14 protein-coding genes are annotated in these 21,290 nt (G+C 67.2%); 7 read left to right on the forward strand and 7 right to left on the reverse strand.

Annotated features, from left to right (window positions below):
- Positions 1-12: 12 nt before the first annotated feature.
- Complete coding sequence (locus tag ACVILH_RS05635) at positions 13-2,124, reverse strand: AsmA family protein (RefSeq protein WP_456712015.1); 2,112 nt, start codon at positions 2,122-2,124, stop codon at positions 13-15.
- A 212-nt stretch (positions 2,125-2,336) separates the two neighbouring features.
- Here ACVILH_RS05635 and ACVILH_RS05640 point away from each other — a divergent pair, with 212 nt between their 5' ends.
- Positions 2,337-3,011: a Crp/Fnr family transcriptional regulator gene (locus tag ACVILH_RS05640; RefSeq protein ID WP_456712016.1), complete on the forward strand. Its 675-nt coding sequence runs from the start codon at positions 2,337-2,339 to the stop codon at positions 3,009-3,011.
- A gap of 275 nt (positions 3,012-3,286) precedes the next feature.
- Positions 3,287-4,921, forward strand: a complete 1,635-nt coding sequence (locus tag ACVILH_RS05645; RefSeq protein ID WP_456712017.1) for a glycosyltransferase family 39 protein — start codon at positions 3,287-3,289, stop codon at positions 4,919-4,921.
- Between the two features lie 39 nt (positions 4,922-4,960).
- On the opposite strand, the gene ACVILH_RS05650 is transcribed toward ACVILH_RS05645, so the two are convergent.
- From ACVILH_RS05650 to ACVILH_RS05665, 4 genes are all read right to left on the reverse strand, one after another.
- On the reverse strand, positions 4,961-8,077 hold the full coding sequence (locus ACVILH_RS05650; RefSeq protein WP_456712018.1) for an efflux RND transporter permease subunit: 3,117 nt from the start codon (positions 8,075-8,077) through the stop codon (positions 4,961-4,963).
- Positions 8,077-9,003: an efflux RND transporter periplasmic adaptor subunit gene (locus ACVILH_RS05655; protein ID WP_456712019.1), complete on the reverse strand. Its 927-nt coding sequence runs from the start codon at positions 9,001-9,003 to the stop codon at positions 8,077-8,079. The genes ACVILH_RS05650 and ACVILH_RS05655 overlap by 1 nt, the downstream gene beginning before the upstream one ends.
- Positions 9,004-9,176: 173 nt before the next feature.
- A complete protein-coding gene (locus ACVILH_RS05660; protein ID WP_456712020.1) occupies positions 9,177-9,854 on the reverse strand; it encodes an OmpA family protein in 678 nt (225 codons plus the stop codon).
- 140 nt (positions 9,855-9,994) lie between these two features.
- Positions 9,995-11,479 (reverse strand): caspase family protein, encoded by a 1,485-nt coding sequence (locus ACVILH_RS05665; RefSeq protein ID WP_456716877.1) that lies wholly within the window; start codon positions 11,477-11,479, stop codon positions 9,995-9,997.
- Positions 11,480-11,803: 324 nt separating this feature from the next.
- Here ACVILH_RS05665 and ACVILH_RS05670 point away from each other — a divergent pair, with 324 nt between their 5' ends.
- A complete protein-coding gene (locus tag ACVILH_RS05670; protein WP_456712021.1) occupies positions 11,804-12,610 on the forward strand; it encodes an N-acyl homoserine lactonase family protein in 807 nt (268 codons plus the stop codon).
- 778 nt (positions 12,611-13,388) lie between these two features.
- Here ACVILH_RS05670 and ACVILH_RS05675 read toward each other — a convergent pair.
- Positions 13,389-14,363, reverse strand: a complete 975-nt coding sequence (locus tag ACVILH_RS05675) for a L,D-transpeptidase family protein (RefSeq protein ID WP_456712022.1) — start codon at positions 14,361-14,363, stop codon at positions 13,389-13,391.
- Between the two features lie 199 nt (positions 14,364-14,562).
- Here ACVILH_RS05675 and ACVILH_RS05680 point away from each other — a divergent pair, with 199 nt between their 5' ends.
- The gene (locus ACVILH_RS05680) at positions 14,563-15,423 is read left to right on the forward strand and encodes an efflux RND transporter periplasmic adaptor subunit (RefSeq protein WP_456712023.1); all 861 of its coding nucleotides are present in this window, start codon (positions 14,563-14,565) and stop codon (positions 15,421-15,423) included.
- Between the two features lie 369 nt (positions 15,424-15,792).
- On the opposite strand, the gene ACVILH_RS05685 is transcribed toward ACVILH_RS05680, so the two are convergent.
- Positions 15,793-16,656 carry a caspase family protein gene (locus ACVILH_RS05685; RefSeq protein ID WP_456712024.1) on the reverse strand — a complete coding sequence of 288 codons (864 nt, stop codon included), beginning with the start codon at positions 16,654-16,656 and terminating at the stop codon, positions 15,793-15,795.
- A 453-nt stretch (positions 16,657-17,109) separates the two neighbouring features.
- Between ACVILH_RS05685 and ACVILH_RS05690 the strand changes: the two genes are divergently transcribed.
- The 3 genes from ACVILH_RS05690 to ACVILH_RS05700 all read left to right on the forward strand — a co-directional run bounded on the left by ACVILH_RS05690 (position 17,110) and on the right by ACVILH_RS05700 (position 21,283).
- Entirely contained in the window at positions 17,110-18,834 is a 1,725-nt protein-coding gene (locus tag ACVILH_RS05690; RefSeq protein ID WP_456712025.1) for a hypothetical protein, read from the forward strand.
- A 381-nt stretch (positions 18,835-19,215) separates the two neighbouring features.
- The gene (locus ACVILH_RS05695; RefSeq protein WP_456712026.1) at positions 19,216-19,941 is read left to right on the forward strand and encodes a thermonuclease family protein; all 726 of its coding nucleotides are present in this window, start codon (positions 19,216-19,218) and stop codon (positions 19,939-19,941) included.
- Positions 19,942-20,095: 154 nt separating this feature from the next.
- The gene (locus ACVILH_RS05700; protein WP_456712027.1) at positions 20,096-21,283 is read left to right on the forward strand and encodes a pyridoxal-phosphate-dependent aminotransferase family protein; all 1,188 of its coding nucleotides are present in this window, start codon (positions 20,096-20,098) and stop codon (positions 21,281-21,283) included.
- The last annotated feature ends 7 nt before the right edge of the window (positions 21,284-21,290 follow it).

Raw genomic sequence — 21,290 nt, forward strand, 5'->3', positions numbered from 1 at the left:
ATCGGCCGCATGTTACCGATTGAAGATGCGCTTCAGCACGTCATTCATCGGCTGGCTGTCCGTCGGGCCGTCCTGCGGGGCTGCTGGCGGAGTCCCGCCCGCCGAGGCGCCCTGGCCGGCATCCGTCGGAGGTGGCGCCGGCGCGGCCTGGGGAGCCTGGAGCAGCGGAGCCGCGCCTTCGCCCGGGTTGAGCGTCCGGCCACGGCTTCGCGCCGGCGGCTGCGTCCCCTGCTGCAAGCCTTGCTGAATGAGACTGCCGATGGCCGCGCCGAGGTCGCCGCCAAGCAGGTCGGATTGCCCGGCAGCCGGAGCCTGCGCGTTCGGTGTCGACGGCGCCGCGTTGGGCACCGCGCCGCCGCCGGACGTCGCGTTTCCGATCAGGCCACCGATGCCGTTGATCAGATTGTTGAGCCCGGCGCCATCCTTCCCGAACAGGCCCTGCCCCATCTGCTTGAGCTTGGCGTAGGCCGCATCGGGATTGTCGAGGATGCCGGCCATGTCCGGATAGAACCGCGGCTGGCTCCAGGGGCCGTCGATCACGACGGGAATGCCGAGGCCGATGGGATCGGCGATCCGGCCCTGCCCTTCGGTGGTCATCACGAGCTTGGGCTCGACGCGCATCGCAAGCGCGCGGTTGCCGAGATCGATCGTGCCGGCGCCGGTGACCTTCACCAGCGGCCCGATCAGATTGAGGTCGCTCGTCACCGCCTGGCCGCGCTCGACCTGGAACGAGGCCGAGAGCTGGGTGAGATCGGTGGTCAGCTCCTTGGAGTCCTGCCAGCCGGACAGCGGATTGCTGGTCAACGAGCGGATCATCTGGGCGACGTTGATGCCGCGGATCGCGCCATCCTGGAACAGCAGGAAGGCCGAGCCACTGAGATTGCTCATGATCGCCTGCTGGCTGGCGCCGCTGGAGCGCAGCGCGAGCTTACCCTGCAGCCGCGCATCGAGCTTGTCGAAATCGGCGAGGTTTTGCAGCAGCGGCAGCGCTTTCAGCCCGACGAGATCGCCGTGCATCGCATAGGCCGGATTGCCGGTGGAGGCATCGACCACGAGCTCGCCGCTGATCTGGCCGCCATAGGCGCCGAGATTGGCGACGGTCGCCTTCAGCAGGCCGCCGGCCAATGAGGCCTCGAGATCGAGCGGCCCGATGCGGGCGCGGGCGAGACCGACATCGGTCGCCGACAGCTTCACCCGTGCGTCGACGTAGTTCAGGCCACGCAGATCGATCGCGGCCGTGCTCCAGCCTGAGGTCCGCGACGAGGTTGGCGCCGCAGCGCCCGGAAGGTCCAGCCGGCGGACGTCGAGGTCGACCTTCACCAGCGGCTTGCTGGCGAGGTCGACCGAGGCCCAGCCGTTGAAATCGCCACCGCCGAGCGTGCCGCTGAGGCCGTTGATCATCACCAGCGGCCCGTTCAACCTGATGTCGGCGCGGCCGGCCAGAACGCCGGAGAATGCGCTTGCCATGCCGATCTTGAAATCGACCGGCACGGTCTGGCGATCGACCGGCAGCGCCGGCGCGGTCGCGGTGATGTCGAAGGTGACCGGACGGTCGCCGGCTCGCGCGGTGCCGTCGATCCTGATCTTGCCGTCATCGTTTAGCGACGCCGTCGCGGCGATCGCTTCGAGGCGGTTTTCAACGCGGTCGCGCGGGTTGGAGAGAATGACGGCGCCGTCCTTGACGATGACGCTGCTGATCCGGACCGGCGGTGCGGCCTCCGGCTTCGCCGCGGCGCGGTTGCGCGGCGGATTGTCGCGCAGCCGCTCACGCAGCAGCGGCAGATAGAGCGTCGGCCTGTCGATGACGATCTCGCCGATCTCGGGCCGGCCGGACCACAGGCTCGACAGCGTCATGCCGGCCTGGAGCCTCGCGATCGTCAGCCGGTTGTTGCCGTCCTTGTCCTTCGGATCCTGCAAGGTGACGTCGCTCAGCGTCGCCTGCAGCGACGGCCACAGGCTGACGCTCGCCGAGCCCGCAATGGTCAATTTATAGCCGGTGTCGCGCTCGACGCGGTCCTGGATCGCCACCGTCAGGAAGCTCGCCGGAAGTCCAAAGGCGAGCGCGACTGCGAGCACGACGAGGACGGCGCCCAGCAAGCCGCCTGCGATCTTCACTGCTTTCATATCGATGTCCCAAGCGCGACGGCGAGCGGTCTCCACGGGTTAGCATGCGACAACGCCGACCCGGTTCAATCTCAATTTTTCCCGGAACGAAGATCGCCCTGGGAGCGACCAACCTAGTCGTAAGCCCATGCGCCGTTATGTGACTTGCGACACACTTCCGCCAGCGCGGAGTCTGTAACTGGGGCCCTGAAACCACCGCCGAAGGTATAGTGATGAGCAAGCAGGCCGAATTTGCGGTCATTCTGAAGATGAACCCGATGTTCGCGGATCTCGGCTCCGACGAGTTGCAGCGTCTCGCGAGCCTGTGCCACACCCAGCATCTGTCGGCGGGCGAGCTGTTGTTCCAGAAGGGTGATCCCGGCAACGCGCTGTTCGGCGTCCGCCGCGGCCAGATCCGGATCGAGACCGGCGCCACCGACGGCTCGCGGCTGACGCTCAACTTCATGGGACCCGGCGATCTGTTCGGCGAGGTCGCCGTGCTCGACGGACAGGAGCGCACCGCCGACGCCACCGCCGGCGAGGCGACCGAGCTGTTCGTGCTGCGACGTGAGGATTTCCTCAGCTTCCTCGAGCGCGAGCCCAAGGTCGCGATCAAGATCATCCAGCTATTGTGCCAGCGCATCCGCTGGCAGAGCGAGCGGATGGAGGAATCGGTGCTGCAGCCGCTGCCGATCCGGCTGGCGCGGCGGCTGTGCGCGCTGGCGGAAGATTTCGGCTCCGAGGTGCACATCTCGCAGGAGCAGCTCGGCGTCTTCGTCGGCGCCGCGCGCGAGAGCGTCAACCGCCAGCTCCAGGCCTGGCGCAAGGACAAGATCCTCGATTTGCAGCGCGGCCGCATCCTGCTGCACGACCTGACCAAGCTTAACACGATCGCGCGGAACGATTAGGCGGGCCGCATCAGGAAGCCCCCTGTCGTCGCCTCGCCCTGATGAGGGCCAAACCGCGTCCGCCGCATGGCGCGCGCGGCCGATCATGCATCGTTTCGTATCGGCGCCGGCCAAACATGATCGCAATTGGGCCACCGCACCTCACAATTTGCGACATGAACTGTTTTTAACAATTCTAACCGTATGAGTTCGGCATCGAAAGCGCCGTCCGCCTGCGCGTGTTGCGCGCGGGATGCGACGCATCGTGCCGGAGCAACCTGGTTGGAAGCGAGTTCATGAGTCTTGCGTTGCCGGCGATGGGGATCGAGACGAGCGGCTCGATAGCCCGCTGGCGTCGAGGTCTTTCGATCTGGATCGATGCCGTCGAGGACGGTTGGGCGGTGCCGCTGCTGATCGCAGGCTTCGTCGCGATCTGGATGGTGTATTTCTCCATCGCCTATGTCGGCGGCGATCTGCATCAGGACGTGATCGAGACCTGGTCGCTCGGCCGCAGCTTCGACTGGGGCTCGACCAAGCATCCGCCCTTGATGGGCTGGGCCGCGCGAGCCTGGACAACAGTCTTTCCGCTCACCAACTGGTCGTTCAACCTGCTGGCGCTGACCAATGCGGCGGTCGGGTTGTGGGCCGTCGACCGCATCACGCGCCGCTTCGCGCGCGGCGACAAGCGCATCGTCGTGCTGCTGTTGCTGACGGTGCTGCCGGTCTATCAGCTGCACGCGCAGCGCTTCAACGCCAACGCGGTGCTGCTGTCGAGCTGGCCGCTCGCGACCTGGTGCTTCCTGCGCTCGTTCGAGACCCGTGGCGCCGGCTGGGCCGTCGCCGCCGGCCTGACCGCCGCGCTCGCCATGCTCGGCAAATACTACTCGATCTTCCTGATCGCGAGCTTCGCGATCGCCGCGCTGTGTCACCCCGAGCGAAAGCGCTATTTCAGCTCGCAGGCGCCCTGGATCGCGGCCCTGACAGGGCTCGTCGCGCTGACCCCTCATTTGGTCTGGCTGGCAATGACCGGCGCGCAGCCGTTCACGCACGCGATCGCGCATCACACCGGCAAGACCAATGCTGCCGCGCTGATCGAAGGCGGCGGCTTCCTGCTCGCGATGTCCGGGATCGCCGGCATCCCCGGCCTGATCTGGCTGGCCATGGCGCGGCCGCGTCCGGCCCGCGTGCTCAACGACGCGCTCAGCCTCGCGCCGGGACTGCGTCTGCTTGCGGTGATCAGCATCGGCACTGTGATCCTCCCCGCGCTGACCTCGGCGATCTTCGGCACCGACATGCCGCCGCTGTGGGGCTTGCAGGGTGTGTTCCTGCTCGTCGTCGTCATCGTCTGCGGCGCGAGCTACCAGGCTACGCGGGAGCTGACGGTCAACCTCGCCGCAATCGCGATCGCCATCGCGGCGTTCGCCGCCGTCGTCGTGGCGCCGTTGCACGCGCTGTACCGAAACTACGTCCCGCTCAACGAGGGCCGCAACTTCTATCAGCCGGCCGTGACCGAGCTCGACCGGCTGTGGCGGAACGCAACCGATAGCCCGCTCCAAGCGGTGGGCGGCGATGATGGCCTCGCTTTCGCGGCCGCGTTCTACGGCGCCGATCATCCTCAATACGACATGGGCCTCGTGCATCCGCGTGAGCTGCTGCCCACCGGCGACGTGCGGCGCACCGAGGGCTGGGCGGCGCTGTGCTACGATGCCGACATCTCCTGCGTTGCTGGCATGGAGGCTGCGGCTGCGCGGGCCGGACATTCGGTCCGCGTTGACTTCACGCTGCGGACCAATCTGTTCGGCTGGCAGGGCGCCAGCCAGGGCTTCGTCGCGCTGATCGTGCCGCCCGAGGCCAGCCCGCCGGCCCAGACCACGCCGGGCGTTGCCGACGATCTCAGCGCGCGGCGACGGCTGCCGTCGCAGGCGAACTAATCCACCGCCGAGAATTCTGCGCAACGCGATGAGCGTGCGCTACGGCTTCGGCTCCTGCGCCGCCGGCACGTGGTCGGCATGCGGCGCGGCCTCGGCGTCGGAAGAGACGATCAGCCTGCGGCCGAGCCGCGCGAATAGCGAGCCGACATCGTCCATCACCAGGAACATCGCCGGCACGAACAACAGCGACAGCACGGTCGAGAACACCAGGCCGCCGATCACTGCGAGCGCCATCGGCGAGCGGAATTCGCCGCCGGCGCCGACCGCGAGCGCGCTCGGCATCATGCCGGCGACCATTGCGATCGTGGTCATCACGATCGGCCGCGCCCGCTTCATGCCGGCGTCGATGATTGCCTCATCGCGCTTGGTGCCGGCGTGGATGGCCTCGACCGCGAACTCCACCAGCATGATCGCGTTCTTGGTCACGATGCCCATCAGCATCATCATGCCGATATAGACCGGGATCGTGAGCTGCTTGCCGGTCAGGATCAACGCGGCGATGGCGCCGCCGATCGACAGCGGCAGCGAGAACAGGATCGTGATCGGCTGCAGGAAGGTGCCGAACAGCAGCACCAGCACCGCATAGACGATCATCAGGCCCGCGGTGATCGCGGTAATGAAGCCGGAGGCGAGCTCGTTGATGCTCTCGGCGTCGTCGGACGGGATCAGCTTGACGCTCGCCGGCATGCTCTTGCGGACCGGCAGATCGTCGATCTGCTTGGTCGCATCGCCGAGCGCGCCAAGGCCGACGAGATCCGCCGACACGGTGGCCTGCCGGCCGCGATCGTAGCGGCTGATGCTGGTCGGCCCCTGGTCGAGCTTGATGTCGGCGACGACCGACAGCGGCACGCCGCCCTTCTCGCCGAACTGGCCGAGCGGCACACGCAACTGTTCGAGCGTCTTCACGTCGCTGCGCGCGGCATCCTCGAGCTGCACCCGGATCGGGACCAGGCGGCCACCGACATCGTATTTGGCAAGCGCAGGTCCGACGTCGCCGATGGTGGCGACGCGAATGGTCTGTGACAGGCTTTCCGTCGAGACGCCGAGGCGTGCAGCCAGATCGGCGCGCGGCTGCACCCGCAGCTCCGGCCGGTCCAGCGAGGTGTCCGACACCACGTTGGAGATGATCGGAATCCGCTTCATCTGCGACGCCAGCTCGCTGGCGACATTGTCGACCAGCTTGGGGTCGGGGCCCGTCAGCACCAGCTTGATCGCGCGCAGGCCGTTCTCGTCCGTGAACCAGAAGCGGATGTCGGGAATCGTCTCGAGATCCCTGGTGATCGCAAGCTCGAGATCCTTCTGGGTGATCTTGCGCTCGGTCTTAGGCGTGTAGTTCACGATCATCCCGGCGCGGCGGACCTCCATCGCGCCCTGCAGCCGGCCACCGTCGACGAACACGCTGCGCACCTCGGGCCGCTTGCGCAGCCGCGCCACGATGTCCTCGGTGACCTTCTCGGTGTAAGCGAGCTGCGCGCCCGGCGGCAGCTCGATCGCGAGCAGCGAGCGGGCGGCGTCCTGGGCCGGCAGAAAGCCCTTCGACAAAAGGGTCCAGCTCCAGATCGAGGCCGCGAAGATCCCGAGGCCGACCAGGATCGTGACGTAATAGTGCCTCACCGACCAGGTCACGATGCGATGATACGCCCGCAGGATGAAGCCGGGCGGCGGATCCTCGTGATCGTGATGCTTCATGAAATAGGCCGCCAGCATCGGCGTGACGAAGCGCGCCGCCAGCAGCGAGAAGAACACCTGCACCGAGACGGTGATGCCGAACTGCTTGAAGAACTGACCCGCGATGCCCGACATGAAGCTTGCGGGCGCGAAGATCGCGATGATGGTGAGGCTGATCGCGATCACAGCCAGGCCGATCTCGTCGGCGGCGTCGAGCGCGGCGCGATAAGGCGACTTGCCCATCCGCATGTGGCGGACGATGTTCTCGATCTCGACGATGGCGTCGTCGACGAGAATGCCGGTCGACAGCGTGATCGCCAGGAACGAGACCATGTTCAGCGAGAAGCCAAGGATGTCCATCGCCCAGAACGCCGGGAAAATCGACAGCGGCAGCGAGATCGCGGCGATGATCGTCGCGCGGAGATCGCGCAGGAACAACAGCACGATGACGACGGCGAGGATCGCACCCTCGAACAAGGTCGAGATCGCCGCGTCGTAATTGCCCTTGGTGAATTCGACCGACGTATCGATCAGCTTCAATTCGACATCGGGATGCGCGGCCCTCACCTGGTCGATGCGCTTCTGCACGGCGGCCGCGACGACGACGTCGCTGGCGCCCTTGGCGCGCTTGATGCCGAGCGCGACCACCGGCTCGCCATTGAAGCGCGCGAAGGTGCGGCGATCGGCGATGGTGTCGGTGACCGTGCCGAGATCGGCGAGCCGGACCTCGCCGCCGCCGAACAGCGGGATCATCGTGTTCGACAGCTCGTTCAGCGTCTTGGCGCCGGCGAGCGTGCGGATCGCCTGGTCGTTCTTGCCGATCTCGGCGCGGCCGCCGGCGACGTCGACATTGGTGCCGCGCAGGCTCTGGCTGACATTGACCGCGGTGAGGCCCATCGCCTGCAGCCGGTCGGGATCGAGCGAGACCAGGATCTCGCGCTCGACACCGCCGATGCGCTCGACCTGGCTGACGCCGCGGACGCCCTGCAGCTCGCGCTTGACCACGTCGTCGACGAAGAACGATAGCTGCTCCGGCGTCTTGCCCGGCGAGATCGCCGCATAAGTCACGATCGGCAGGCCGATCTTGTCGACGCGCGAGATCAGGGGCTCGGTGACGTTCTGCGGCAGGTCGGAGCGCACCCGCGTCACGGCATCCTTGACATCGTTGATGGCGCGGTCGGTGTTGGTCTCCAGCGCGAAGGTGATCGTCGTGACGGAGAGGCCATCGGTGATCAGCGACTGGATGTGGCGCGCGCCTTCGACGCCGGAGACGCCGTCCTCGATGATCTTGGTGACCTGCGATTCAAGCTCGGACGGCGCGGCGCCGAATTGCGCCACCGCCACCGAGATCACCGGGATGTCGGCATTCGGCAGCCGCGTCACCGCGAGCTTGGTGAAGCTCATCCATCCCAGCACCAGCAGGATGATCGAGAAGAGAATCGAGGGCAGCGGGTTCCGGATCGACCATGCCGAGATATTCAGTGCCATCAGCGTACCCGCGTGCGATCGATGTCTTCGGCGAACATGGTCTTGATCTGGTCGCCGTCATGCAGCGAGCTGCCGGCGTCGGCCACGACGACCTCGCCCTCGGCCAGACCTTCGAGAATTTCGGTCGACGTATCCGACACCAGCCCGACCCGGACCCGGCGGGTCTCGACCACGTCGCCCTTCACGACCTGGACGGTGAGATGATCGATCGCCGTGTTGGGAATGGCGACGCCGCAGCTGCGCCGGGCGTCGATATTGGCGCGCGCGAACATGCCAGGCTTGAGCGTCGGCGTGCTGGACAGCGCGATGCGGACATGGCCGAGCTGCGTGGTGCGGTCGACCTGGGGCGACACCACGCGGACCCGGCCATTGAGATCAGGCGTGTTGTCGCGGCTGATCCGCGCGGGCACGCCCGGCGCCAGCTTGAGCAGATGGATGCTCGGCACCTCGGCATCGAGCTCGAGCTCGTTGTTGACGGCGATGCGGAACATCGGGCCGGCCTGCGGCGAAGCCGGCGCGCCGACGATGGTGCGGACCTCGGTGACCAGACCGGAGGCCGGCGCACGCAGCGACACCGGCCGGCCGGCTGCAGCCGCCGGCGCGCCCGGTTGCGGCGGGGGCGGGGTCAGCCGCGCCAGCTCCTGGTTCTCGGTGACGGTGTCGCCCTCCTTCACCAGAACGTCGGTGACACGCGATCCCTCCTGATCGGCGCCGACCACCGCCTCGCGGCGCGGCACGACGAAGCCGGTGACCCGGACGAGATCCGAGAAGCAGGCCTTGCCCGCCTTGGTGACGAGCACCTGGGCCTGCATGCGCGGCTCCTCCGCCGCCTCATGCGGGCGGTGTTCGTACCAGTAATAGCCCGCGAACAAAGCGACGAAGACGACCAGGCTGGCGGCGGTTTTGAGAGACTTCGGCAACGTCATCGGAGGCGGGATCCGGGCGGCTCGAGATGCAGTTTTGTGATGGAGCGCGAGCTCCTGCGGGCAAAGCGCGGCACGTTCCGACACAATGATGCGCCCCGCAAGGCTGCGAGACGCATCCGGTCACCTCGATCTCTGACCACGCGACCTCCGAGGGCGCTCTTGCAGAGGCGCAGCTACTTGGCCGCCGCCGTCTTGCTCTGCATGTTGACGACCTGCACGCGGCGGTTCACCTCGGCCAGCGGCTGGCTCGGATCCTTCAGCTTGCTCTTGCCGTAGCCCACGGTGACGAGGTCGGCGCCTGCGATGCCGAACTTGTCGACCAGATAGCGCTTGATCGCATCGGCGCGGCGCTCCGACAGGTCCTGGTTGTAGGCGTCGGCTCCGGCGGCATCGGTGTGGCCGGCGACGACGAAGGTCGAACCCTTCAGCTCGGGGCTGGTCAGCGCGCGGCCGAGCGCCTGCACCGAGGCCATCGACTTCTGGCTGATATTGGCCGAGTTGTAGTCGAAGGTGATCTCGAGATCGATGTTCGGCTTGGTCTGGGCGACCGCCGCGATCTCCTCGCGCTCCGCCGTCGACAGCGATCGCGTCGCGCGACCGCGGATGCTCTGCAGGAACTTGTCCTGCGCCGGAGTGACCGCAGGCGCAGCCTCCGCCGGCGGCGCCATCGACAGTCCGCGGGTCAGCGGCTTCTTCGGACCGGCCAGCGCGCGGACGATCTGATCCTCGGTCACGTCCTCGGCCGCAAAGGCCGTGGTGACGCTCAGCGTGGCGGCCGCGGTCAGCATCGTGGCGACCAGGAGGCCGGTCAGCCCGGCGGCCTTGCTCGGATTCGTCTTCGGTGCGGTCATTGCCAATCCCTCCTCGCGCGCCAACTCACGCGAACTCATCTCCCGCCGCATCGCGAACGCCCGCGCGATGTCGGCTGTTCGCGGTTATGTCGGTCCGACGCGCCCGATGGTTCGAGGCGGCCGGCTCGCTCCGCCAAAAATCAGCGGACGCCGTAGCTTTCGAAGTCGCGGACGACGTTCGGATCGATCGCCTTGGCATTGGCGATGTCGAGCGCGCCCTCCTGCGCCGCGCCATTGCGCTGCTTGGCGAGGCCGCGGCCATACAGCGACGACGTCAGCCGCGGATTGACCTTCAGCGCGGCATCGAAATCGGCGATCGCATTCTTGACCGCGCCGCTCTTGAGATTGACGAGACCGCGGCTGTCGAGCGCGTCGACGAAATTCGGCCGCAGCCGCAGCGCCTCGTTGCAATCACGCAACGCCGGCTGCAGCTCGCCGACCACGGTACGGGCCCAGCAGCGATTGTTCAGCGCCTCGACATCCTTCGGATTGATCCGGATGGTCTCGTCGAAGTCGCGGATCGCCTGCGCATAGGCGCCCTTGCTGGCATAGACCTGGCCGCGCTTGTACAGCGCTGCCGCGTCGTCCGGGTTGGCCGCGATCTTGGCAGTCAGGCTCTTGATCGTCGGATCGTCGGCCAGCGGATCCACCGGCACATTGGCGGTCGGCGAATTGGTCGGCGCGGGCGTCGGCGTTGGGACAGGCGGAACAGGCGGCAGCGGCGGCGCTAGCTCCGTCTTTGGCGGCGGCGGGGGCGGCGGAGGTGGAGGCGGCGGTGGCAGCGCTGGTGTCGGCGACGGGGACGGCGTCGACGTCGGCGTGGGGGTCGGCTGCGGGGTGTTGTCCGCCGTCACGGTCGGGCGTGGGCCGCCGGTGCCGGGCACGAAGGAGAAGTCCTCCGCGAGCGACGACGAGATCCACGGCACCTGCTCGCTGCGCGAGGCGCGCGTGACGCCGACGCGTGTCCTGTTCAGCGTCTCCTCCGCGGTGAGATCGGGAACACGGATCTCCTTCAGCAGCTCCTGCACGAACAGGCTGCGGTCGCGGCCGGTGTCCGACACGACCGTGGACAAAGCGGCGGAGTACATGACCAGAGTACCACTCGGCGCGATCACCGGCGCGAGCCCGGACGAGGCGGTGCGGAAGCGTCGCTCATAGGGATTGCGGCGGGACGCATCGAGCAGCGCGATCTTCACCCCGGCGCCGCGGCTGTTGATCTCCTGCAGCACCTGCTCGAGGCTGATGCCGTCGCGGCGCACATCGGCCTCCTGCCAGATCTGCGCATCGACCGGAATCATGTAGCTGGTGCGGTTCGACTGAATGCCGTAGCCGGAGAAGAACAACAGCGCGACCGAGCCTGGCTTGATCTTGCCATAAAGCCGATCGAGGCCGCGGCGCATCGCATCGCCCGTGGCGTTCTCCAGCGTGTCGACGGTGAAGCCGTCGCGCTTCAGCTCATCGGTGAGGTCGCGCGCGTCGTTGACGGGTTCCTTCAACGGCGCTTCGGCGTCGGGATATTTCGCATTGCCGATGACCAGGGCGAAGCGGTCGCCGGCCGCGCGCGCGGGGCCGGACCACGCGACTGAGAACATCAAACCGAGCAGCAACAGCAGGCGAAGCGTCATCACGATGGCGGTCCAGCGGTCCAGCAAACAGGCGCCGTCCAGCTTGCGCCGCGGCGACCATATCCCACGCGTCAGGCATTATCAAATCGCCGTGACGACACGTCAACCGCTTGCCGCAGTTGAAGAATCGCCAGAGCGGGCGGATGTCGCGGCCGTCCTTCGATCGCCACGCCCGCCATGGTGCAACGGAGCAACGGAGCCGACGGTGAGCGGCCTCACACTGTGTCGGCGGGGCCAGCGATCCGGTTCGCTTCAGGCCGCGATTGACCGCGGCGCCCGGCGGTGGCTCGATATGGGCGTAACGCGAACGACGAGACCAGCCTCATGGGGAACGCCGAGATCTACGCGCTGCGCTATGCAACGATGGCACAGCGCACGCTGCACATGAACTTCCTGCAGCCCGATCCACACGACAGCGCGGCGCAGGACCTCGATTATTTCGTCTGGCTGATCCGCAGTGACGGCCGCGACATCCTGGTCGACACCGGCTTCAACGCCGCGGAGGCGGCGGCGCGCAACCGCAAGCTCCGCTGCAACCCGGTCGATGCGCTGGACGCTTTCGGAGTCAGCGCCGCCGACATCCGCGACGTCATCGTCACGCATCTGCATTACGACCACGCCGGCAATCTCGACCGCTTCCCCAACGCGCGCTTCCATGTGCAGGAGCGCGAGATGGCCTATGCGACGGGACGCTGCATGTGCAACGGCCTGCTGCGCCACCCGTTCTCGGTCGAGCACGTCACCACCATGGTGCGCCACGTCTATGGCGAGCGCGTCACCTTCCACAATGGCGACGGCGAGATCGCGCCTGGAATCACCGTGCACCGCGTCGGCGGCCATTCCGACGGCCTGCAGGTGGTGCGCGTCGCCACCGCCCGCGGCCCGGTCGTGCTCGCCTCCGATGCCGCGCATTATTACGCCAACCTGCAGCGCCGCAGCCCGTTTCCGATCGTCTACAATATCGGCGACATGGCGCAGGGCTGGGAAACCATCGAGCGCCTCGCGGGCCATCCGGACCGCTACATCCCGGGGCACGATCCGCTGGTGACCGAGCTGTATCCACGCGTCAACGAGGCGGTCGATGCGTATGCGCTGCACGTGGCGCCGAAGCGGTCGTTTGCGACGTCATGATGCTTGCCAGACCGATGCATCGATGAGGCCGCAGCGGCGCGTCACGTCCTTCACCATGTAGGGTGGGCAAAGGCGCGCCGCACGCTATCGCAGCGGGCACATTCTTGAGCGCGCCGTGCCCACCATCGGCATCACGGACGCGAATGGTGGGCACGGCGCGATATACTACCCGTTCAACTCATAGAGTCGGGCGCGCCTTTGCCCACCCTACGGACCGAATGCGCACAGCAAGCGCGCTGCCAGATGCAGCGCCCTCTCCCCCAAGGCGAAGCAAAGCTTCGCTAAGGCGGGAGAGGGCATGTGCGGCTCATCCGTGCACGCAGTTGGGTGAGGGGTCTCTCTCCGCGGACGACGCTCGTGGAAAGATACCCCTCACCCAAGCGAGTTTGTTGATCCAGCGTGCATGCCCTCTCCCGCAAGGGGAGAGGGCGCAGTCATGAGCACTGCGCCAGATGGAGCCTTCAATGCTGAGATCAACCTCGGCATAGTCATACAAGGCAGTTGCGGCGCCCGATTCATAACACGTCGAACTAACAGCCAGGCGCACTACTTTCGCCACCCACAAACCAAACGCCAGCAGCGAGCGCATTGCCCGATACAGCGCCCTCTCCCCTTGCGGGAGAGGGCATGTTCGGCCCGTCCGCGCATGCGGTCGGGTGAGGGGTCTCGCTCCGCGGGCAACACTCGCGGAAACAGACCCCTCACCCAAGCCAGTTTGTTGATCCAGTGTGCATGCCCTCTCCCGCAAGGGGAGAGGGCGCAGTCATGAGTACTGCGCTCACCGCAGCTCCACCACCGCCTTCTTCGACAGATGCTGGCCGAGGAAGGTCGCGTCCCAGTTGGTCAGGCGGACGCAGCCGTGGGATTCGGTTTTGCCGACCTTGGAGGGTTCGGCGGTGCCGTGGATGCCGTAGCCGTTGCCGATGGAGAGGCCGATCCAATAGGACCCGACGGGGTTGTTGGGGCCGGGCTTGATGGTGAACGGCTTGCGCGCCTTCACGCCCTTGAACTTGTAGTCGGGGTTGTAGCGGTAGTTCGGATTGGCATCGATCGAATCGACCTTGAAGCTGCCGACCGGCGTCGGCTTGTCGTCGCTGCCGACGGTGGCGGGAAACACGGCCACCGGCTTGCCGTCCTTGTCGAAGGCCTGCACGGTCTCGGTCGTCTTGTCGATGTCGAGCCTGGTGATCTCCGGCACCGTCTCGTCCGGCTTGAGCACGTTGGCGACAGCGATCTCCTCGCCTTCCTTGTCGAGCTTGCTGTTGGGATTGAGCGCTGTCAGCAGCGCCTCGCTCATGTGAAACTTTTCCGCCAGCGCCTCGCGCGGCGAGGTGTAGCCGATCCGCGGCAGGTCCTTCATGTCCTCCATACGCTTCGGCAGCTTCTTCAGGAATGGTCCCTTCAGGTCGTTGCGGGTGATCTTGTAGGTGACGATCGCCGGCGCCGGGTCCTGGCGCAGCGCGTCCCACAGCTCCGGCGTCAGCTTCGATCCGCTCGGCTGGCCCTTGGCCCGGGCGAAGGCATCGAGCGCCTTGCGGGCGTTGTCGCCGAAGCGGCCGTCGATCTCGCCCGGCGAGACATGGGCGCGGTCGAGCAGCACCTGGGCGCGGATCGCCACCGGATCCATCTTCTCCTCGGCAGGTCCCCGCTTGCGCAGCTCGGCGTTGTTGACCGCATCGGCGGTCAGCTCCGCGGCGCGGGCGGGCATCGCGAGCGCAACTAGGAGCAGGAGCGGTATCCAGGGCCGAAGCATGATTCGTGATCCTATCAGGCGGGAAACGGCATCAACGTGGCGGCCGGGGATAAGTTCGGACCCGCGGCTGTGGGCGCTGAACGTCGTCAGGGGCTGCTGCGACTATGCAAGGAGACGGGTCTGCTGGCCCGGCGGCGGCGCGTCTGCTATCTGCCGCGAAAGGCCTGCTCGATGAATTGGGTCTCAAGGATCGGTTCGCATGGGAAAGTCCGGACTTGCCATCATGGCCATCGCCGTCATGGCGCTGACGCAGGCCGCAGCCGTGGCTGACAACGCCGACGCGCCGAAGGGCGCCGCGGTCAGCGTGCTCAAGGCCAGCAAGGCGTGCTTCGACAATACGGTCGAGGTGTCCGGCCTGGTGCTCGCCCGCGACGAGACGGCGGTGCGGCCGGACCGCCCGGGGCTCAAGGTGGCCGAGGTGATGGTCGATGCCGGCGACACCGTCACGGCGGGACAGAATCTGGCGCGGCTGACGCCGCCCGAGGGCGGCACGATCATGATCCAGGCGCCGGTCGCCGGCACCATCCTGACCTCGACCGCCACGATCGGCGCGTTCGCCTCGGGACGCGGCGAGGCGCTGTTCTCGATCATCGCCCGCAACGAATACGACCTGGTCGGGCTGGTGCCGTCGGCGCAGATCGGCAAGCTCGCGGTCAACCAGACCGCGCGGATCCGGATCGTCGGCGCCGGCGAGCTCGACGGCAAGATCCGTCGCGTCGCGCCGACCGTCGAGCCCAACAGCCAGCTCGGCCAGGCCTTCATCGCCATCACCGGCACGGCGAAGCTGCTGGCCAATTCGTTCGGCCGCGCGATTATCAAGATCGGCCAGAGCTGCGGCGTCGCGGTGCCGCTGACCGCCATTCTCTACGACGCCGACGGCACCGTCGTGCAGGTGGTGCGCGCCCAGCGCATCGAGACCAAGCGCGTCGAGACCGGCCTGATGGCCGGCGGCCAGGTCGAGATCAAGGACGGCCTCGCCGAAGGCGACGTCGTCGTCTCCCGCGCCGGCGCGCTGCTGCGCGAAGGCGACCCGGTGCGCCCGGTGATGGCGAGCAATTGAGGGCGGCGAAGCGGACGTTGCGCTCCCTCTCCCCGTTCTTCACGGGGAGAGGGCTGGGGTGAGGGGCGGCGCACGGGAGGTGCAGCGGTACACGCGACCGTCGCCCAATCACCCTGGAGCCATCGTGCCCGTCCGATGGAGTTCAGATCTGGATTGCGCTCGTGCCATGCCCCTCACCCGGATTGCTGCGCAATCCGACCTCTCCCCGCAAAGAGCGGGGAGAGGTTTGCACCGGCCCCGGATGACTCGGGCGGTCGGCCCCTCTCGGCGCTTGGCAGCGAGCAAGCAACACGGCCTGCGGCGCCACAACTAACAAGAGCGCTAGTCGAGATATTGCAGAGAGGATGAGAGGGACTGCGTGGCCGCCGCTCAGCTGCCCGCGTTCGCCACGTCGGCGCTGAGGCGGATGTCCTCGACCAGCGAGGACGACACCATCGGCACCTGCTCGCCGTCGGTGCTGCGCGCGATGGCGTTGCGGGTCTTGGTGAAGACGGTCTCCGCGCTTGGGCTGCGGCCGAGCTGGTTGAGCAGCTCGGAGACGAGCATGCTGTTGCTGCGATCGCGGGGATCGTCGAGCACCTTGCCGGGCGTGGCCGACGACAGGATCAGCGCGTTGGCGGGGGCGTTGATCGGCGCCAGCCCGTGCGAATAGGAGCGGAAGCGGCGCTCATAGGGATTGCGGCGGGAGGCATCGACCACGACCAGCTTGGCGCGGGCGCCCTGCTCGCGGACGGCGTCGAGCAGCCCCTCGATGCTGGTGCCCTCGCGGCGCACGTCGGATTCGCGCCAGATCTTGGCGTCGACCGGGATCATGTAGCTCTCGCGGCCGGCCTGGATCGCGTAGCCGCCGAAGAACAGCATCACCACCGAGTCCGGCTTGATGCGCGAGGTCAGGCGCGCGACCGCACGCGTCATGTCCTCCTTGGTCGCGTCCTCGACGACGTCGACATCGAAGCCGTCGCGACGCAGCGCAGCGGTGAGCGCGCGCGCATCGTTGATCGGCTGCGCCAGCGGCGCATTGGCATCGGGATAATGCGCATTGCCGACGACCAGCGCGAGGCGCGCGCCATTGCCGGTCGCGGCGGTGCTCTGCTCGGTCGCGGCCGCCTTGACGCCGTCGGACACGCGCTTGTTCAGGGCAGCATGCGCGCCGAGCGCGAGCGACACCGTGCACAGAAGCGCGGCGGCGATCACGGCCGAACGGCGAGAGAGAGAGGTCTGCCCTGCGGTCATCACGTCAATCCTGGTCCGAGCCGATCCAGTCGATCCAAAGGGTCGCACCCTTTGGTCGCGCCGGCGCCTCTGAGGTTTGAGGGGTTGCGAGACGATGTGTCGTCGAATTGCGCGCAATTTGCGGCGCCGCAACGAAGAAAGGCTTAACCCGATCACGCCGCCAGGGCAACATCGGAACACCGTTGACTTATCAAGCACTTGGAAATTAAGGCAAATTTAACCATGGCGCCGATCTCCAAACGACCCCGGCGGGACCGCTCGGCGGCCACATTGCCGCCAAATCCACAGCCCGCGCAGTGATGCCGGTCACGTTGTCTTTGGCCGCGCCGCATGTCAGTTTGAACGTCCTTTTGAGTGTCAGTTTGATCGATGCATGCGCGTGACGAGCCGTTTGCGGGGCGTTTCGAGCAGCACCGGCGTCAGTCCCTGCCCCAAAACCCGCGAGTCCCGACGTTGAGTTTGCAGTATTTCGCCGGAGCGGCCTGCCGCGCGCTCACCGCCCGGAAGGATGGCCCCTCGCTGTATGAGGTCTGCGATCCCATCCTGCGCCAGCCCGGCAGCGGCGACCCGCATCTGTCGAAATTCTACCGGACCGCGCTCGGCAACCCCGCGCTGCGCACGTTGCTGCGCCGCGCCGGCCTGACTGAGCTAAACGATCCCGCACGCCTCAATGCGCTGCGCCAGGCGCTGGTTCTCGCCCGCGACAATCCGACGCCGGATTGGCAGGCGGTCGGCCGGCCGGTTGCTGAGCTGGTCGACAGCGTGGCCTTGAGCCACCCAGCCCCGCCGCGCCGGACCGGCACCGTGGCGATGCCGCCGGCCGGCGAGATCGACCGGGTGATCCGCGCCTGCGGGGCGGACCTGCTCGGCTCGTTCGGCCGCAACGGCTTCATCCCGACCTACGCCGCGTTCAACCTGATCGGCGACCCCGACATGACGGGCCGTGAGGTCCTCATGGCGCTGCAAGGCCTGGACGCGCGCGGCTACAAGAACTCCACCTTGCTGTTCAACCTCGCCCGCGTCTTCATCGCCCGCTCGCCGGCCGCCGCCGTGATCAATCCGCCCTGGCGCGGCATCGCCGAGCCGATGTGGGAGCCGGTGCAGATCCGGCATCGCTCGGCCTATTACGACGCGTTCTTCACCGAGGCGCTGCTGAGCTATCTCCAGACCGGGCTTGCCTCCTCAGAACAGACCAGCGCAGCGCGCGGGGCGATTGCGGCGATGGTCGAGTTCTGCCTCAAGACCAGCCGCGAGGAGGTCCGCGGCGCCGACGGCAACAACTATCACGTTGTCACCGCACTGGCGCCGCACCCGCATCCGCGGTTCTCGCGCTTCTTCACCCAGATCAAGCAGGACCTCGGCTTCGGCGTCTACGTGCCGGATTGCGACACCACGGCGTGCTCGTTCTCGGCGGCGACGCAGGCCGGCTCTGATGACCCGATCCTGAACCAGCCGGTGGTCGATTTCTACGCCGGCTATCAGGTGCGCGCCGGCGGCAATGAGCCGCGCGTGACCGTGCCGATCAACGACAATATCGACTATGAGGGCGGGGTGGCGACCTGGATCGACAGCCTGGCTGGCGAGCGGCCCTATGGCAACGACCTCGATCCGACCTTGAATCTCGACGTGCTCGAGGTCTCGTTCCGCAATCTCGCGCGCTGGCAGATCCTCGAGACGCAGGCGCGGCTCGACTTCGTCAGGCGCGTCGTCGGCTTCCAGCTTCGGCTGGTGACGAGCGGCGCCTTCGCCGATCCGCGCTCGCACATCTATTACCTGCCGGAGCTGTACTGCGCCTATTTCGGCCGCTGCTACCACGCGTTCATGGCGCTGCCGCCGGCCGCACGCCAGGCGATCGACCCCGACGGCGCGTTCGAGCTGATCCGGTTGCGCGTGCTCGCTTATGTCGAGGACGAGCTGGTCGGCCGCGAGATGAACCCGTTCGACGCCGCGCTGGCGCTGATCGCGCTCGGCCATCTCGGCGGCAATGCCGCGAGCTTCGCGCCGGCGGTGCATTGCATCGTTGCGTCATTCGGCGAGGGCGGCCGGCGGCATCCGTACCGCGCGTATGAATGGAACAAGATGAAGACTCCCACGCGGATCCTGGTGGGTGGCCCGGAAGTGACGTCGGCGTTCGTGCTGATGGGCCTGGCGCTGGCGCGGCGGGTGGCGGTGGGTTGATGGAACGAGATATCACGCCAACCGCGGTCGACTCCCCTCCCCCTTGCGGGGAGGGGTCGGGGGTGGGGGTCCACGAGTCGCGATCTCAATGAGATGCGCGGTCCTGCTGAGCACCTCGATTGCGGAAAAGAACCGTCAAAAGGCTCGTCTGAGCGTCGCATAATGGCTGAGCTCAGCGCCCGGAGACCCCCACCCCCGACCCCTCCCCGCAAGGGGAGGGGGAGCGCACCGTCGCCGTGGCTCACGGGCTCGCTTTTCAACTTATCAGGCCCACTATCGCGCGAAGTTGAGCAAAACAGACAATCGCGGCGCTGGAACCGCGGGACAATCCGCCGCACAATCACGGGAATTGTCCATCCCAAGGACGACCCGCGCCCGTTCATGTCGATGAAACCCGCTCTGCTCGCGCTGCTCCTGCTGCTTCCCTCCGTCGCGTCCGCCGCCGACATCACTGGCATCGCCAAGGTCCGCGAGGCCGACAATGTGCTGATCGGCACGACGCGCGTCCGGCTTGGCGGCATCGATGCGCCGTCGGTCGACCAGCTCTGCCTGAACAAGGACGGCGAGCGCTGGACCTGCGGCGTGGCGGCGCGCGACGAGCTGATCAAGCATGCCGACGGCAAGAGCTGGGTCTGCCATCCGCGCTCGATCGACCGCCGGGGACGACAGGTGGCGCGCTGCGACGTCGATGGCGAGGACATCCAGAAATGGCTGGTGCGCAACGGCTGGGCGCTGGCCTACCGCACGATCTCCCACGACTACGAGCCTGATGAGGCCGAGGCGCGCGCCGCCAAGGCCGGCATGTGGCAGGGCGCGTTCATCGCCCCGTGGGACTGGCGGGTGCGCAACAAGAAGACCACGATCCTCGGCGCCACCAAGCCGCCGGAGGGCGCGCGCAACATCCTGCTCGCCTCGGCCTCGGGTCCCGTCGCTCCGTCACCGGACTGCACCATCAAGGGCAACGTCAACGGCGCCGGCGAGTGCATCTATCATACGCCCACGAGCCGCTGGTACGCGCAGATCAAGATGCATGTCGCCAAGGGCACGCGGTGGTTCTGCTCGGTCGAGGAGGCCGAGGCCGCCGGCTGCCGCGAGACCCGGCGCTAGGCCGGGCCGGCGAGGCATGCCAGCCTCCCGGCTTCTCCGGCTTTCCTTATGCCGCTTCGCCACGTAAAACTGCCTTGAAGCTACCTTGGGTCCGCCGCGTGCCAGGACCCGTCTCCATCCCAATCGCAAGACCATATCGCCAAGGACACTGACAATGACCGTTCGCGCGGGCCGGGAGTTTCTGGCCATCCCGGGACCCACCACGATGCCCGACGAGGTGCTGCAGGCGATGCACCGCCCGGCGCTCGACATCTACTCCAAGCAGATGGTGGAGCTGACCGACGGCATCATGTCCGACCTCGGCCGGCTGTTCGCCACCAAGGGCAAGACCTACATCTACATCGCCAACGGCCATGGCGCCTGGGAGGCCGTGCTCTCCAATGTGCTGTCGCGCGGCGACAAGGTGCTGGTGCTGGAGAGCGGCCGCTTCGCGATCGGCTGGGGCAATGCGGCCAAGGCGATGGGCGCCGAGGTCGAGGTGCTCAGAGGCGACTGGCGCCGCGCGGTGCGGCCAGCCGAGGTCGAGGCGCGGCTGCGCGCCGACAAGGAGCACACCATCAAAGCGATCGTGGTGGCGCAGATCGACACGGCCTCGGGCGTCGTCAACGACGTCGAGGCGATCGGCCGCGCCGTCAAGGCCTCGGGCCACCCCGCGCTCTACATGGTCGACACCGTAGCCTCGCTCGGCTGCATGCCGTTCGAGATGGACGCCTGGCACATCGACGTCGCGATGTCCGGCTCGCAGAAGGGCCTCATGACCCCGCCCGGCCTCGGTTTCGTCGCCGCCAATGACCGCGCACTCGAGGCGCACAAGCGCGCCAATCTGCGCACGCCCTACTGGGACTGGAGCGAGCGCGAGGGGACCGAGCATTATCGCAAATATGGCGGCACGGCCCCGGTGCATCTGCTGTTCGCGCTGCGCCAGGCGATGGACATGTTGTTCGGCGAAGGGCTGCCGCACGCGTTCCGCCGCCACTATTTGCTCGCCGAGGCCGTGCGCCGCGCGGTGGCGAAGTGGAGCGAAGGCCAGGTGATCGGCTTCAACATCGAAGATGCTGCCGAGCGCTCCAACACAGTGACCACCGTTCTGGTCGGCGAGGGCTATGATCCCGCCGTGCTGCAGACCTATTGCAAGGAACAGTGCGGCGTCGTGCTCGGCACCGGGATCGGCGATCTCAGCGGCAAGGCCTTCCGCATCGCCCATATGGGCCATGTCAACGCGCCGATGGTGCTGGGCACGCTCGGCGTGATCGAAATGGCGCTGGTGGCGTTGAAGATCCCGCATGGCCGCGGCGGCCTCGATGCCGCGATCCAGTGGCTCGGCGAGAGCGTGACCGCATAAGGAGAGA

It is taken from the genome of Bradyrhizobium sp. USDA 4353, assembly GCF_054063215.1.